Source organism: Candidatus Dormiibacterota bacterium, assembly GCA_035544955.1.
Taxonomy (GTDB): Bacteria; Chloroflexota; Dormibacteria; order CF-121; family CF-121; genus CF-13.
Window position 1 is genome coordinate 91,959 of record DASZZN010000007.1, and the last position, 14,116, is coordinate 106,074.

Annotated in this window: 17 protein-coding genes, 2 tRNA genes and 1 pseudogene; 11 read left to right on the forward strand and 9 right to left on the reverse strand. The window is 65.2% G+C overall.

Annotated features, from left to right (window positions below; all coding sequences use genetic code 11):
* Positions 1 to 12 precede the first annotated feature (12 nt).
* Positions 13 to 756, reverse strand: a complete 744-nt coding sequence (locus VHK65_01850; GenBank protein ID HVS04895.1) for an MEDS domain-containing protein — start codon at positions 754 to 756, stop codon at positions 13 to 15.
* Between the two features lie 83 nt (positions 757 to 839).
* Between VHK65_01850 and VHK65_01855 the strand changes: the two genes are divergently transcribed.
* Positions 840 to 1,052: a LuxR C-terminal-related transcriptional regulator gene (locus tag VHK65_01855; GenBank protein HVS04896.1), complete on the forward strand. Its 213-nt coding sequence runs from the start codon at positions 840 to 842 to the stop codon at positions 1,050 to 1,052.
* Positions 1,053 to 1,068: 16 nt separating this feature from the next.
* Here the strand turns inward: VHK65_01855 and VHK65_01860 are convergent, their stop codons facing one another.
* Both VHK65_01860 and VHK65_01865 read right to left on the reverse strand, forming a co-directional pair.
* Positions 1,069 to 1,728 carry a response regulator transcription factor gene (locus VHK65_01860; protein ID HVS04897.1) on the reverse strand — a complete coding sequence of 220 codons (660 nt, stop codon included), beginning with the start codon at positions 1,726 to 1,728 and terminating at the stop codon, positions 1,069 to 1,071.
* A gap of 80 nt (positions 1,729 to 1,808) precedes the next feature.
* A complete protein-coding gene (locus VHK65_01865; protein HVS04898.1) occupies positions 1,809 to 2,111 on the reverse strand; it encodes a hypothetical protein in 303 nt (100 codons plus the stop codon).
* A gap of 69 nt (positions 2,112 to 2,180) precedes the next feature.
* On the opposite strand from VHK65_01865, the gene VHK65_01870 reads away from it, so the two are divergent.
* A complete protein-coding gene (locus VHK65_01870) occupies positions 2,181 to 2,627 on the forward strand; it encodes an acyl-CoA thioesterase (protein ID HVS04899.1) in 447 nt (148 codons plus the stop codon).
* Here the strand turns inward: VHK65_01870 and VHK65_01875 are convergent.
* From VHK65_01875 to VHK65_01890, 4 genes are all read right to left on the reverse strand, one after another.
* The gene (locus VHK65_01875; GenBank protein HVS04900.1) at positions 2,599 to 3,033 is read right to left on the reverse strand and encodes a thioredoxin family protein; all 435 of its coding nucleotides are present in this window, start codon (positions 3,031 to 3,033) and stop codon (positions 2,599 to 2,601) included. The two genes, VHK65_01870 and VHK65_01875, sit on opposite strands and share 29 nt — an antisense overlap.
* Position 3,034: 1 nt before the next feature.
* The gene (locus tag VHK65_01880; GenBank protein ID HVS04901.1) at positions 3,035 to 3,490 is read right to left on the reverse strand and encodes a DUF4395 family protein; all 456 of its coding nucleotides are present in this window, start codon (positions 3,488 to 3,490) and stop codon (positions 3,035 to 3,037) included.
* A gap of 90 nt (positions 3,491 to 3,580) precedes the next feature.
* Positions 3,581 to 3,928, reverse strand: a complete 348-nt coding sequence (locus VHK65_01885; GenBank protein ID HVS04902.1) for an ester cyclase — start codon at positions 3,926 to 3,928, stop codon at positions 3,581 to 3,583.
* Between the two features lie 121 nt (positions 3,929 to 4,049).
* Positions 4,050 to 4,637 (reverse strand): hypothetical protein, encoded by a 588-nt coding sequence (locus tag VHK65_01890; GenBank protein ID HVS04903.1) that lies wholly within the window; start codon positions 4,635 to 4,637, stop codon positions 4,050 to 4,052.
* 56 nt (positions 4,638 to 4,693) lie between these two features.
* Here VHK65_01890 and VHK65_01895 point away from each other — a divergent pair, with 56 nt between their 5' ends.
* From VHK65_01895 to VHK65_01905, 3 genes are all read left to right on the forward strand, one after another.
* Positions 4,694 to 4,930 (forward strand): hypothetical protein, encoded by a 237-nt coding sequence (locus tag VHK65_01895; GenBank protein ID HVS04904.1) that lies wholly within the window; start codon positions 4,694 to 4,696, stop codon positions 4,928 to 4,930.
* A 65-nt stretch (positions 4,931 to 4,995) separates the two neighbouring features.
* Positions 4,996 to 5,277, forward strand: coding sequence for a DUF427 domain-containing protein (locus VHK65_01900; GenBank protein ID HVS04905.1), 282 nt, complete (start codon positions 4,996 to 4,998; stop codon positions 5,275 to 5,277).
* Positions 5,278 to 5,771: 494 nt separating this feature from the next.
* The gene (locus VHK65_01905) at positions 5,772 to 7,058 is read left to right on the forward strand and encodes an FAD-dependent oxidoreductase (protein HVS04906.1); all 1,287 of its coding nucleotides are present in this window, start codon (positions 5,772 to 5,774) and stop codon (positions 7,056 to 7,058) included.
* Here the strand turns inward: VHK65_01905 and VHK65_01910 are convergent.
* Together VHK65_01910 and VHK65_01915 are read right to left on the reverse strand one after the other, a co-directional pair.
* The gene (locus tag VHK65_01910; protein HVS04907.1) at positions 7,044 to 8,642 is read right to left on the reverse strand and encodes a benzoate-CoA ligase family protein; all 1,599 of its coding nucleotides are present in this window, start codon (positions 8,640 to 8,642) and stop codon (positions 7,044 to 7,046) included. The genes VHK65_01905 and VHK65_01910 overlap by 15 nt on opposite strands.
* 20 nt (positions 8,643 to 8,662) lie before the next feature.
* Positions 8,663 to 8,857: pseudogene (locus VHK65_01915) on the reverse strand (KGG domain-containing protein).
* Between the two features lie 737 nt (positions 8,858 to 9,594).
* Here VHK65_01915 and VHK65_01920 point away from each other — a divergent pair.
* The 6 genes from VHK65_01920 (at position 9,595) to VHK65_01945 (ending at position 14,046) form a co-directional block, all read left to right on the forward strand.
* A tRNA-Tyr gene (locus VHK65_01920) sits at positions 9,595 to 9,678 on the forward strand.
* A gap of 8 nt (positions 9,679 to 9,686) precedes the next feature.
* Positions 9,687 to 9,759: transfer RNA gene (locus tag VHK65_01925), tRNA-Thr, on the forward strand.
* Positions 9,760 to 9,797: 38 nt separating this feature from the next.
* Positions 9,798 to 10,799 carry a ParB N-terminal domain-containing protein gene (locus VHK65_01930; protein ID HVS04908.1) on the forward strand — a complete coding sequence of 334 codons (1,002 nt, stop codon included), beginning with the start codon at positions 9,798 to 9,800 and terminating at the stop codon, positions 10,797 to 10,799.
* An 89-nt stretch (positions 10,800 to 10,888) separates the two neighbouring features.
* Entirely contained in the window at positions 10,889 to 11,863 is a 975-nt protein-coding gene (locus VHK65_01935; GenBank protein HVS04909.1) for a polysaccharide deacetylase family protein, read from the forward strand.
* Between the two features lie 28 nt (positions 11,864 to 11,891).
* Positions 11,892 to 13,388 carry a YegS/Rv2252/BmrU family lipid kinase gene (locus VHK65_01940; GenBank protein ID HVS04910.1) on the forward strand — a complete coding sequence of 499 codons (1,497 nt, stop codon included), beginning with the start codon at positions 11,892 to 11,894 and terminating at the stop codon, positions 13,386 to 13,388.
* Positions 13,389 to 13,449: 61 nt separating this feature from the next.
* Positions 13,450 to 14,046, forward strand: a complete 597-nt coding sequence (locus VHK65_01945) for a phosphatase PAP2 family protein (protein ID HVS04911.1) — start codon at positions 13,450 to 13,452, stop codon at positions 14,044 to 14,046.
* The last annotated feature ends 70 nt before the right edge of the window (positions 14,047 to 14,116 follow it).

Sequence of the window (14,116 nt, forward strand, 5' to 3'; positions counted from 1 at the left end):
CAGCAACCGCCGTCAGCTGAGGAAGTAGCCGGGTTCGTACGCAAACGTGTCGTGATGAAGCTTGAGGCACTCCAGAAGGGTCACCCCGTCAAACTCCCGCGCGTCATAGGCGCAGAGCATCACCATCGGAAACCGTTTTGCCAGTGCGCCGCATTGGTGCTCGAATCGCAGGAAGGCCTCGATCGACTGCACGGCCGCCACTCCCGCAACAGGCTCCCCCAGGAAGCGGAATGGTCCGGGCCGCTGACGCGTGATATCGATAAAAAGGCCTTCGAGCCGCGTGATGAATTCCTCGGGTGAGAGGGCGATGACCTTGAGCATCGTCAACAGACCGGTGCGCTCGGCGGCGTCGACGTCGATGCCCTCTCGCTCTAACGCCCGGGCGTACTGCGCTCGTACGTCCGGCAGCGCGAACAGCACACACGCCTGGCCGGACCGGATGCCATCGCGCAAGAATGGAAGACCCAGGCGAAGACGGCCGGCATCGGAGCTGTAGAAGCTCCCGAGATGACTTCCGAGGCCGACGAGCATGCCCTGCAGCGAGATGGCGCGCGTCAGGCCAGTCGTAGCCGCCGTCGGCCCACCCTGGTCCGGCCCCATGAAGCGCAGGAGGTCATCTTCCTTGAAGCGGCGTGCCCGCCGTCGTCCCACCCGGCTTGCGGGGAGCAACCCGGCATCGGCCCAACGGCGCAGCGACGCCTCGCTCGCCCGCAGGAAGCGGGCGGCCTCGCGCGTGGTAAGCAGTTTATCGCTCATTGCGCTCTCTGCTTAACTGCTATGATAAGCAACAGTTGTCGTGGTGCCTCAAAGACTCTCACATTATCTAAGCGGACGCAATAGTGCCTAGGCGGTCCAGGACGGACGGGCTGACGTCGCGCGAGGTCGAGATCCTGCGGCGGGTCACAAGCGGCCTCACGAACCGGCAGCTTGCGGAGGAGCTTGGGGTGAGTACCCGGACCATCGACGCTCACCTTCGATCCGTTTACGCGAAGCTGGGCGTCAAATCGCGAAGCGCCGCGACCCGGTATGCCATCGAGCAACAAATCGTCTAACCGTAGCGGCCGGCACCTAGCCAATCAGTAGGTCGTGGCGAGCGGCGGTCGCCACCGCCTCGAGCTTCGAGTGGGCATCCAGCTTCTCGAGGATGTCCTGGACGTAACTGCGGATCGTTGTCACGCGCAGCCCCAGCTCGCGCCCGATCGACTTGTTGTCCAGGCCCTCAGCCATCAGCAGCAGCACCTCGCGCTCCCGGGGCGTAAACTCCGCGCGCAGCCGAATCCGCTCAGCTTCTTCATGCGAGCGCTCGCGGGCCCGCACCAGCAGGTCGGCCAGCTGGGTAGCCGGGATCATCATCTCCCCATCCGCCGCCTTGCGGACCGCGGTGACGACGTCGGTCGACGCCCGGGACTTGGGCAGAAATACCGACGCGCCTGCCTGCACCGAGAGCAGCAGCGCGTCTTCGCTGTCGTCGCCGCTGACGAACACCAGGCTGGGGTGCGGATGCAGCGTACGGATGGTTTCACCGGCCTGGGCGCCGGTCCCGTCGGGAAGCCGGTAGTCCATCACCACGACGTCCGGGCTATCTGACGCCGACATCGCGACGGCATCTCTTACCGTTCCGGCGACGCCGATCACCTTGATGTCGGCCTCGCGGTCGAGCAGGGCCTGGATGCCCTCGGCCACCAATTGATGGTCTTCGACGAGCAGCACTCGGATTGGTTGTGGCATAACTCCCCGTGGCCCCGCAGTTGGTAACGCTCGAAGCAGCAGCTCCTTGCGAGCGCGGACTCGACCCTGCAAATGTTGGTCTACGCGGCTTTCTTGTGCTTTCGCGCTGCGGACGGCTTGCGGGCGACCGCCGGACGGGCGCGGCGTTTACGCGGCGTCGCTTTGTGCTCGCCCTCCGGCTGGGCGGTCGGCGTGACGGCATGCTCTTTCTCGACATGCTCGAGCCCAGCGCTGAGCTTCTTCAATCCAGCCTGTAGGTCGTCAACCCGGTGACGGAGGATGCCCGCGCTGCCCTTCTTCGCCGCGCGAAACCACTTTTCGAGGCTGGCATCGGCGTCGCGCAGCATGGCCTCCATCTTGTCGGAACGCCGTGAGCGAGTCACGATAATGAAACGGTCTTCCCGGCGCGAGCTTGCGGGCGGGTCAAAGCCGAAGCGGGTCAGAATAGTCGGGTGGTTGACCCATTGCAGTTCACGGTCCGCTGGCCGGTGCGCGGGTACGAGCTAGACAGCCTGGGACACGTCAACAATGCCGTCTACCTCAGCTGGGCGGAGGAGGTCGCGACGGCGCACGCTGAGGCCGCGGGGTACGGTCGCGACTGGTCGGCCGGTCGCGGGGGCGGCTGGATCATCCGCAAAACGGAGATCAGCTACCACCGGCCGGCCGTCTATGGCGATGAGGTCGACCTGACTGTTCGGGTGGAGCTGGTTCGGGGCGCCCGCGGCGTTCGGCGGACGACGATCCGCCGGGTTAGCGATCGCGAGCTGCTGGCGGAGGTGCTGACCGAGTGGGTCTGGGTGCGCCTGAGCGATGGCCGGCCGGTGGCGGCACCGCGCGAACTGGTGGAACTGGCGGCGGCCGTTACGGCGTCTACGCTGGCGAAGCGCCGAGCGCGCTGAGCTGTGCCGACAACTGCTCGGCCGGCGCGAACCCGTGGTTGAAGCTGCCGACCCGCCCATCACCCGTTAAGAGCGCGGTGGATGGGGCGGTCAGGACCTTGAACGCCGCCGCGGCGGCCGGCTGCCGCGAGAGGTCGACTCGCAGGACCCGAAGCGCGGAGCCGAAGGTCGCCTCGACGCTTTCGACCGCCGGATACTGCGCGGTCCGGCAGACGGTGCAGCTCGGGGTTGAAAAGACGACGAGCGACGGGCGGCCGTCGGGCGAGGCGCCGAGCGCCGTCCACAGTCCGTCGGCCGGCGCACGGCGCAACCCGGCCACGGCCCGTCGGGACCACCAGCGAGCCGCGAGAATGATGGCGGAAACCGCCGCCGCGGTTACCGCGAGGATGATCGCGCGCTCGACCATGTCAGGCCCGCCGCAAAATGCCGCGCCGGTTCAGCTGTGCGAGTACGAAGCACAGCGCGCAGAAATCGACGCTGGCATCCAGCGCGACCATGACCGCGATCGGGAGCGTGAGCACCCACGCCAGGATCGGGTTGTCCGCCAGCAAGGCCGCGGCGGCGATCAGCCAGATGGTGCCGCCCAGGATCCGCGCGATCCGCCGGGTCTCGTGATCCTCGTGCACATCGTCACGCTTGAGGATCCCGGCAGGCTCGAGGACACGCCACACGAGTTGCCGGACCACGTCGGCCGGCCACCAGAACCGGCCGGCCAGCATGATCACGCCGGCGACCGTGAGCAAGATCCCGCCCGGGACTCCTTGCGAGATCAAGCCGGCCACCACCAGCGCGACCATGGTCCATTGGTGCGCCTTGCGCGCCGTTCGATCGTAGACGGGTGTGTCGGTGGTGGCAGTGGACATACTTGACTGAATCGATCTACAAACTCAACAATCTGAGGTCGCCAGTGTAGGGGTCAGCTCGCCGTTTGGTCAAGCAAGAGTTCGAATCAGCTAGGTAACGGTGATCCCGAGCTGCTCCATGAGGTCGGCCGTCTCGCTCCAGTACTCCGCGATCCGCCCATCGACGTAGCGGCAGGTCTCGATGCGGCTGAAGCCGAGGCACCCGTCGGCTGTAGCCTGTCCTGGAACGGCTTTGCCGGTACCGCGCACCGTCACGGCGGCCCACGTCATGTCGCCGGCCGCCGCCATGTTGTCGATACAGACATGGAGATCGGGCATCGCCAACCGGAGCAATACGATTCGCTCCCGGAGGGCGTCGGCTCCACCCTGCTGCCTGCACGGCGAATGGTCGGCAAAGTCCGGCGTCAGCACCTCGATCGAGGACGGCCAGGCACCCAACGTTGAAGGCCTCCTCGATCAAGCGCCGAAAAACACGTTTGTGAACGCCTGGCGACATTGATCCCCTCTGGCCGCCATCCTAATGCCGACTTGCACCGAGTTCAAGGTCTCCTGATTGGCTTCAGGCCGCCCGCCCCACCAGGATCGTCCCCGGCTGGGCAATCATCGAACCCGCGACGCCACTCATGGCGGCCAACTTGTCGCCCTCGTGGGCCCGCAGGAACTTGACTACCCGGCCAGCAACCTCGGAGGGATCGCAGGCATACGGGCGCCAGCGGTCCTTCGATTGTCGGTCCATGCTTCCATCGAAGGTGAACCGGACCAAGTCGCCATGAGCGCGAGGGTCGGCAGACGCGTGAACCACGTGCGAAGGAACGAGAAAGACCGGAACCCGGAACTGCATTTCGGTCAGGTCCATGAATCCGAAGAAGTACCAGAAGAAAGGATCGGCAACCAGCCGCTCACGTTTCTCATCGAAGCGGATCGAAAGGAGGTCAGCCCTGTTACGACGAACCAGGACGTGACGCGCTTTGACCTGGATCGCCAGGCTGAGACGAAACTTTTGCTTCAGGTGGGTCTCGATGTCCCGACGTTCGTCATCGGTCATTGGCACCATCACTTCGAGGAGTCCACCGCTACCGAAGGTGAGAATTTTGGCGACTTCGGTTTCCGTAAAGCGACTGAACTGGACATTGCTGAGGGGGCTCATGGCTGGAATAACGGGGCTCGGTTGGCCAGTTTGCATAGAAGGAGATGGAATGGACTTTGACTGGCGCTTCGACGTGTTCCCGGGCTGCATTTGCAGCTGCTCGAACTCGGGAGCGAGCGCTCTCGCGTTGGCTGATCCCAGTCGGCGGCGGACTGCTGGCGGCCGTCTTGATCGTGATCGGCACGCCCCACGTCGCCTGGTACCTTCGCCTGGCCCTGGCGCTGGTCACCTTCGTCTACATCGCCGGGCAATCGGCCGCGTATCTGTGGCCGAGCAATCCCGACGACGGCTGATCCGCCAGGTCCTACCGGCCGTCGGGGGAATAAGCTAGCAGCGGGACCGGGTTGGTAGCAGGGATATGAAGGCAGTCTGGAACGGCGCAACCCTGGCGGAGAGCGATCAGACGATCATTGTTGAGGGCAACCACTATTTTCCGCCGACCGCCGTCAACCGCGAACTCTTCCAGACGAGCGATACGCACACGATCTGCCACTGGAAGGGCGAGGCGAGCTACTACACGGTCGCGGTCGACGGCAAGAGCAATCGGGATGCGGCGTGGTTCTACGCAGATCCCAAGCCGGAAGCCGCCCAGATCAAAGACTACGTCGCGTTCTGGCACGGCGTGACGGTCGAAGCGTAGAGCCTTACCAATCCAACCGCTACGCCGGCGCCAGCTCGAAGATCCAGGAGCAATCATTGATGGGGAACGGCGTCGGGCGTGGTCCCAACCCGCCGCCCCCAAAGTAGGTACTAATCTGCATCGAATAGCGCTGCGCTGGTACTTCTCGGGTCCTGGCAAAGTCCTTGTAGTTAATGGTGTGAGGATCCAGATCCAACCAGGTTCTGCCATCCTCCCCAACTAACGTAACCCGGTTCGCGCAACCATCCCAATTCTCGTCAATCGTCAATTCGTACCGCCCAGCGGCCAGATTCCCCAGGTCTGCGCTCGCCCCGCGCCCATGAACGATCAGTGTCTTACCATGGTGCTCGACTCGCGACGCGGAAGGCCGTTCATTTCGAAGCCACAGAGCGGTTGCCCCAATTGCCAATAGAACCAGTGCGCCTAACGCCACGACCCACGGTTTCATCACTGCTCCAGACGTGTACGACGGAATTGAGCTCGGATAGTTGCCGTTGAGGGGCCCGACCCCGCTCGCCCCGAGCTACCGCGAGGAGCCCTACTGGTGGCGCGAAGCCGCGCCCCGTGCACGACCCGCGACCCCTCTTCCGACGGAGGTCGATGTCGTCGTCGTGGGCGGCGGCTACACCGGAACGATGGCCGCGGCGAGGCTCGCCTGGCGCGGCCGCTCGGTCGCCCTGCTCGAGAGGAACGAGCTCGGTTGGGGTGCCAGCAGCCGAAACGGCGGCATGGTTCACCCGGGCTTAAAGGTTGGTCCCGGCGCGCTCCTCAGGCACTATGGTGACCGAGGTCGCCAGCTCTACCGCGCCAGCCTGGACGCGTTCGCCCTGGTCGAGGAAACGATCCGGACCAACCGCATCGACTGCGACTACGCGCGAACCGGCCACCTTTACCTGGCCCATAAGCCGGGTCACGTCGAAGATCTCGAGGCCGAGGCCGGCGCGCTGAACCGGGAGTTTGGCATCAGTGCTCCCGTCCTCGACCGGGAGGCGCTGGCCTCCGAGATCGGGTCCACCGTGTACTATGGCGCGCTGCTCTTCGAGCGCAGCGGCGGGCTTCATCCCGCGAAGTACTACGCCGGGCTCGCTCAGCTGGCCCGTGATCGCGGCGCCCACCTCCACGACCAGACGCCCGCGATTGCCATCGAGCGCCGCGGGCGCGGCGGGTTCGTCGTCGTGACACCGCGAGGGCGCATCGCCACGCGCGATGTCCTGCTCGCGACCAATGGCTATAGCGATCGACTGTTGCCCGCACTGCGGCGCCGCATCATCCCGATTGGCAGCTACATCATCGCCACCGAGCCGCTCGCCGCCGACCGCGCCCAGAGCGCGATTAGGAACCGACGGATGCTGTTCGACTCGAAGAACTTCCTCTATTACTGGCGGCTGAGCAGCGACAACCGGATGCTGTTCGGTGGCCGGGCGAGCTTTGCGCCGACGACGATCGCCCGGGCACGCGACTGGCTGTACGCGGCGATGATCCGGGTCCACCCGCAACTCGAAGGAACCACCGTCGAGCACGCCTGGGGCGGCAACGTCGGGTTCACCTTTGACCGCCTACCCCACATCGGCCGCATCAAGGGCATCACCTATTCGCTCGGTTACTGCGGGACGGGGGTCGCGATGTCGACGTATTTCGGTCAGCTTGCGGCCGATTGGATCGCCGGCGGCGAGCTGCCCGATTGCTGGAAGGGCGCATTTCCCAGCGTGCCCTTCTATCGCGAGAAACCCTGGTTCTTGCCGGCCGTCGGCTGGTACTACTCGGCGTTAGACCGCGTCTGAGGCGGCCGCCTGGCGCAGCTTGAAGCGCTGCGTCTTGCCGGTCGCCGTCTTCGGCAGCGCCTCGACGAACGCGATCCAACGCGGCCGCTTGTACTCGGCGATTTTCGAGCGGACGAAGTCTTGCAGCTCGCGAGCGAGCTCCTCCGACCCCTGGCGACCGGCGGCGAGGACCACGTAAGCCATCGGCTTCTCCAGGTCGTCGGCATCGCGCCGCCCGATCACGCCCGCCTCCTGTACCGCCGGGTGTTCGACCAAGGTGTTCTCGATCTCGACCGGGCTGACCCAGATGCCCCCCACCTTCAGCATGTCGTCGGCACGGCCCGCATACCAGTAGTAGCCGTCGGCGTCACGGGAGAACTTGTCGCCGGTCCGGATCCAGTGTCCCTCGATCGTGTCCTTGGTCCGATCATGTTTGTTCCAGTAGTAGGCGCAGATGCTGTCGCCCTTGATCAGCAGATTGCCGACGGTGCCGTCGGCGACGTCATCGCCGCCCTCGTCGACGATGCGCGCCTCGTAGCCCGGCACCAGCTCGCCGGCAGAGCCGGGACGGACGCGACCCGACCGGTTGGAGATGAAGATGTGCAGAATCTCGGTGCTGCCAATACCGTCGAGGATCTCCACGCCAAAGCGATCCTTGAAGCGCTCGTAGAGGGCTTTCGGCAGCGCTTCCCCGGCCGACACCGCCCGCCGGACGCTGGACAGATCGAAGTCGGCGCCCTCCCGCTTGTGTGCCAGGAGTTGCCCGTAATTAGTGGGAACGGAATAGAAGAGCGTCGGCTTGTGTCGCTCGATCTGCGCATAGACATTCGGCGGGGTCGGCGGCCCGGGCCAGAGGATGGTGGTGGCGCCGACGGCCAACGGAAAGGTCAGCGCGTTGCCAAGCCCGTAGGCAAAAAACAGCTTGGCGACCGAGAACGTCCGGTCGTCAGCGGTCATGCCCAGCACCCCTTGGGCGTAGCAGACGACGGTGTGCACAACGTCGTGATGGAGATGCACCGCCCCTTTGGGGAAGCCGGTGGTGCCGGAGGAGTACAGCCAGAAGGCGGCATCATCTTTGCTGGTCTTATCCGGCTCGAGCGCCGGCGCGGCGGCAAGCAGCTGCTCGAACCCGATTGCGTCGGCGGTGGGCCGGCCATCGATAACGAGATGTTGCAGGTGGGGCAGCTCATTCCGCGGGATGGCTGCCAGCTGCGGTAACAGCGGCTCGCTGACGATCGCGACCGTCGCCCGCGAGTCGTTGAGCATGTAGCGGTAGTCCTGGCTCTTCAGCAGCGTGTTCGTCGGGATCGGTACCGCGCCGATTTTCTGGGCTCCGAAGAAGCTGTAGGCAAAGGCCGGGGTGTCCAGCAGCAGGAGGAGGACACGCTCCTCACGCCTGACACCCAGCGAGCGCAGCCCGTTCCCCACTCGGTTCGATCGCTCCGACACCTGCGCATAAGTGACGGACTCGTCTCCGCAGAGGATGGCGGTCCGTCCGCCACGCCCGTCGCGTACGTGACGGTCGACCAGGTAATCCGCGGCGTTGAACTGGTCCGGCACATTGACGACTGGAGCCGCCGCCTGGCGCTCGATCGTCGTGGCCACAGGGCCAGTTTATTGCGAAATTAGCGCTCCCCGCCTCGTCGTCCGATTTCCGCCATGTGGCTGCGATTGCGGCTGACGGCCTCGCCACCCTTCTGGCCCGCCTTCCGGGCCTCCGCCGCCGAGAACTCATGAGCCGTCCCCTGCTGATGGGCCGCCCGTCCGCCTTCGGCGGCGATTTCCCGCTGTCGCTGATCGCTCATCCCAGCGAAGCCGCGGCCAGTGCTCGACGCACGCCGCGAGCGGCTCGTCCGAGTCGGCGACTTCGACGACCGGCGCGACTTCGTTACGCGCGCTTTCGCCGTTTTCGGTCTGCTCGAGCCCGTCCTGGACGATGACTTCTTCGGGCCGGATCGCTGGGCCTTGGTCTCGCCCTTCTCGCGCCGGATCTTGTTCACCGTGCGGGCCGCTACTTCCTCAGCGCGAGCACCGGACCGTCCGGATTTCTTCGCGCTCTGTTTGATTTTTTCGTACTGTCGCTCCCGCTTCGGACTGGCACCCATTGGCATAACTCTCCCTTCCTCGGTGTTAGCATCATCTACCCCTAATTTGATATTACTATTGTATCATGTCCCCTGACGCCGATCGCCCTCGAAGCGTTGATCGAAGGCCTCGCCGTAGCCCTTTTCACTCCTTGGCCAGGCCGGCCACCCCAAGCGATTCGCTGGCTTGTTTTCAGCGGCCCCATCGGTCGCCGACGCCAGCCCCGGGATTACCGTCATTTACGAAACGCACCGAAGACGCAGTTCCATACGCCCTGGGAATGCTGATCGCTGGCGCAGGCATGCTCGTCTACTGCCTGGTCCGCTTTACCTCATCGAGCGACGCATGCGCTGGTCGGTCGATCGTGGCCTGGCTGGCCTGGCTCGTCGTTGCCGGGGGCCCCGGGTCAGACCCTGCCACAGGATCCAGCGCTGTGTACTCATCGGGCGATTATCGGTAAAATCACGCGGTCGGGCAGATACCGAAGCGGTCAAACGGGACTGACTGTAGATCAGTTGGCCTAGCGCCTTCGGGGGTTCGAATCCTCCTCTGCCCAATATCAGAGCCCACATAGCTCAGGTGGTAGAGCGTCGCCTTGGTAAGGCGAAGGTCTCCGGTTCAAATCCGGATGTGGGCTAACTCCTTATACGGATAGCTTCACGTACCCTTTGCGGTATGCCAGCGGCACAGAAGGCGCCGAGGAAAGCCCCGAAGAAAGCGACCAGCTCACGCCGGCCCGCTGCCGCTCGCGGCCCGGAGCCGCGTGAGAGCGTCATCGACCTGACGGGCAAAGACGTCGCTGACCTGGTCGCGCAGGTGCAAAAGCACGGCGGCGCCGTCGTCGGCGCTTACCGGGACCCGTTCGCCGGACAGGCGCTCGTTCTCGCGTCGCTCCCCATAAAGAAGGTCGTCGCCACGCCCTTCCAGCGCGACCTCTCGAAGACCCACGCGACCCGCCTGGCCGAGGCGATCGGCGCGGCCGGCCTGTTCCTTGATCCCGTCATCGCGGTGCCGTCGGATGACGGGTTCTGGTCGCCGAACGGGCGGCATCGCCTGGAGGCGGCTCGCCGTCTGGGGATGCGCACGGTGACCGCCTTACTGGTACCCGATGAAAAGCTCGCCTTCCGGATTCTCGCGCTCAATACCGAGAAAGCGCACAACCTACGCGACCGCAGCCTGGAGGTCATCCGAATGGCGCGGCAGCTCGCCAAAGAACAGCCTCGCTCGAAGGAGATCGAGCACGCGGTCACCTTCGACTCGCCTGTCTTCCTGACGCTAGGAGGGGCCTACGCGCAGCGATCGCGATTTGCCGGCTCCTCATACCAGTCGGTGCTCAACAAAGTCGACCGCTTTCTCGACGGCACCCTTCCCGCTGCCTTGCGACAACGCGAGCAGTGGGCGGTACGCATCATGGACATCGACGACCGCGTGGCCGCACATGTGAAGACGATGCAGGCGATGGGGATGAAGAGCCCGTACCTTCGCGCCGTGGTCGTGGCCCGAATCAACCCGGTACGGTTCGTTCCGCCATCCCGCAAGAAGGATGCCGCGCCGCCGATGTCGATGGCCGAGGCCTTGACCAAGATGGCCGCCAACGTTCGGAAGTTCGACCCGAAGTCGGTCAGGCCCGGCGACCTCGCGCTGGTGGCTGCGATCGCACCGGCCTCAGCTGACTAGGGACTGGACTCGATTCGCCCCGCGACTTAACCGGTTCCGAATACAGTTGAGCTAACGTGGCGAAGGGAATGATCAGGCGAGGGGCAATCGTGGCCGTTGTTGTCCTGCTGGCGGCGGGCACGTCATCTTACCCCCGCACTCCGCCCACCCTCGTCACATCCGCGCCGACGGTGGCGTTGGCCGCCGGGAACGATCGCACGGATAATACGCATCTCGAGACCGTCCGACCGGTCAGCGGCAAGACGGCGCCCGATCCCCGGGTCATCATGGGCGCGGCGACCACCAGCCGGGTGGTGGCGCTGACCTTCGACCTCGACATGGATCCACAGATGGCCGCCGCGGCTCGCGCCGGCGCCGTCTGGATCAACAAGGAGGCCCTCTCCTACCTCGAGGCCCACAGCATCCATGCAACCATGTTCATGACCGGAATGTGGGCGGAGATCTACCCAGGCGTGGCCCGCGAATTGGCGACCAATCCGAACTTCGAGATCGGCGACCACAGCTATTCCCACCCGGCGTTTCACACCCCGTGCTACCGTCTCGGCGGCGTGAGCCGATCGGAGCAGGCCCGGCAGATTCGGCTGGCGCAGGCGGCGATCCAGCGAACGACGGGGGTGCTACCGAAGTATTTCCGGTTTCCTGGCGGCTGCTACGACCGGCAATCGCTAGACCTGGTGCATGCCGCTGGGCTCATTCCGGTCCAGTGGAACGTCAACTCGATCGACGCCTTTAACACCTATCCGCAGCAGATCGTCGCGACGGTGCTCTCGGAGGTCAAACCGGGGTCGATCGTGGTCATGCATCTTCACGGTCGCGCCAATGCGCCGGCGACCGGCCAAGCGCTGCGGCTGCTCATCCCGGAGCTCGAGAGGCGCGGATACCATTTCGCGACGGTCAGCGAGCTTCTCGCTGCCGGCACGCCGATCGAGCCAGTTGGTACACGTGAGATTTCGGAGTTCTATCAGCCGCCGCCGCCCCGGCAAGGCACAACTCGAAGCACACCAACGCCCCGCTGGTGCGGCTGGGTAATCGGGCCCCACGGTCGAGCTTGGGTTTGCCGCTAGGCGCCGCTGCCACGTAGTCTGAAGCTTCGTGCACCGCCCCCTCATGCTCCTTGATGACTTCGATCGGTGGCTGTTCGAGCGCCTGACGCGAAAGGAGCGGCAACTCGCCGACCGCTCCCTCGGGCAACTGAGCAATGCCGCCAACCGATCGATGCTCTGGTTCGCCATCGCCGGCGTGATCAGCATGCTCGGCGGCCGCGCGGGTCGGCGGGCCGCACTCCGGGGCATCGTCTCGATCGCGATCACGTCCACGCTCGTAAACCTCCCGTTGAAATACCTGGCTCGACGCGAGCGGCCGGCCAGCCGCAGGCTCATTCGGCCCCTGCCGGTCACCATGCCGGGCAGCTTCTCGTTCCCATCCGGGCACTCGGCGTCCGCCTTTGCCTTCGCGACTGGCGTCGGCACGGAGGAGCCGTGGTTGCTCCTGCCAATCCTCCCACTGGTGGCCGGTGTTGCCTACTCACGCGTCCACCTGCGCGTGCACTATCCGTTCGACGTGCTGGTGGGGGCGGCAATCGGCACGGGGATGGGACTCGCCAGCGGTGTGATCACCCGCATTGCTCGCGAGTGGTGGGATCCGGTGACTCCCGCGCCCGCGACGGAAAGGGCCGGCACCAACCAGCTGATCCTGGTTGCGAGCCCGCACGCAGGGAACGAACACAAGCTGGCCCGGGCCAAGCACCTGATGGCCGCCCGCGGGCTCGAGGTGGTCGCTGAGATCGCGGTCGACGACGTTCATCGCCTGCCCGATTTGCTTCGAAGCAACGGCTCACGATCACCCATCGTTGTCGCGGCGGGCGGCGATGGAACCGTGGGCGCGGTCGCGAATGCGGTCATAGCGACACCGGCGGTCCTCGGCATCCTCCCCCTCGGTACCTCGAACGACTTCGCCCGATCGATCAGGATCCCTATCAACCTGGACAAGGCGGTGCGACTCCTTGCGCGCGGCCAGGTTTCGCGCCACGACGCCGGCAAGCTGACCCGGGATGGTCAACCGCCTCGGTATTTCGTCCACGCCGCCGCGATGGGCCTGAACGTACAGTTCGCGCGCTTCGCGACGCGAGCCGATCTGCGAGCGCGATTCGGGCGGCTGACCTACGCGGTCGCGATGGCGATCGCCATGAAGGAACGGCCGGTCTTCCGGTGCGAGGTCGAGGTCGAAGGACGAACCGAGTCCTTGAGCCTTGTCCATCTCTCGGTGATCAACGCCCCGGTCTTTGGGGGATTTCTCGACCTCAAGCTCCCGGGTGCGAATCCGGACAACCGGGCCCTCGACGTCATCATGATCGAGCACCTGCCGATGAGGCGGTTGCTGCGTTCGGCACTCTATCCCATCTTTCACGTACGTCGCCGGATCCGCGGCTTTCGAACGCTCCAAGTCTCGCGCTTGCGCGTCGGGACCAGGGAGCCGATGGACGTCACCCTGGACGGCGAGATCGCCGGCAAGATTCCGGGGACCTTCGAAATCGTGCCCGGCGGGCTTCGCGTGGTCGCGCCGGTGAGCTTCAAGGACAAGCATCGATAAGCGGGCAGCCCTCGTCGCCTTTTCGGTCCGCGTCCTCGGTATCCTGCTAGGACTGTCGGTCGTGACCGCGCTCGCCGGTATCGGCATCAGGGCATGGGCTCCAGGCTTCGACCTTCAGGCCATTCAGGCGATCGCGGGCAGTCGCGACGCAACCCTAACCTCGATCGCGTGGGTGGTAACCCAGGCGGGCTCGTTCGTCCTTCTGGCGCCGCTTTCGATCGCCTTCCTGCTGCTCCGTCGCTGGAGGCGCCCCGCGGACGACATTGCCCTGGTGGTGATCGCGGTCGGGAGCGCCGTCTTGCCGCTGGTTGTCAAGGTGATCGTCGCCCGACCGCGGCCAACGATCGAGCATCTGAGCCAGCTCTCCTCTCTCAGCTTCCCTTCCGAGCACACGACGCAGGCGGCCGCGATCTACCTGACGATCGCGATCATGCTCTCTCAGAGCCTGGCACGCGGCTGGCGTGAGGCCGCCATTGTTCTCGGCATCGTGATCGCCCTTGCGGTTGCCTGGTCCCGTGTCTACCTGGGCGTCCATTACCCCACCGATGTGACCGCCGGACTCCTGCTGGGATGGGGCTGGGCCCTGCTCGTCCTCCATTGGGCGCGCCCGAAGCTGATTCAGGATCAGCCGGCCATGGGACGGGTCGCCAGCAAATGACACGATCTCTTGGTAAGCCCGTGACAGCCGCCAACAGCGCTGCGACCAAGTAACAACGATCGCGGATCGA

Bases quoted from the DNA above. Each gene is read 5' to 3' on its own strand.
- VHK65_01850 (HVS04895.1), bottom strand. From the start codon at position 756: ATGAGCGATAAACTGCTTACCACGCGCGAGGCCGCCCGCTTCCTGCGG.
- VHK65_01860 (HVS04897.1), bottom strand. From the start codon at position 1,728: ATGCCACAACCAATCCGAGTGCTGCTCGTCGAAGACCATCAATTGGTG.
- VHK65_01875 (HVS04900.1), bottom strand. From the start codon at position 3,033: ATGGTCGAGCGCGCGATCATCCTCGCGGTAACCGCGGCGGCGGTTTCC.
- VHK65_01880 (HVS04901.1), bottom strand. From the start codon at position 3,490: ATGTCCACTGCCACCACCGACACACCCGTCTACGATCGAACGGCGCGC.
- VHK65_01890 (HVS04903.1), bottom strand. From the start codon at position 4,637: ATGAGCCCCCTCAGCAATGTCCAGTTCAGTCGCTTTACGGAAACCGAA.
- VHK65_01900 (HVS04905.1), top strand. From the start codon at position 4,996: ATGAAGGCAGTCTGGAACGGCGCAACCCTGGCGGAGAGCGATCAGACG.
- VHK65_01930 (HVS04908.1), top strand. From the start codon at position 9,798: ATGCCAGCGGCACAGAAGGCGCCGAGGAAAGCCCCGAAGAAAGCGACC.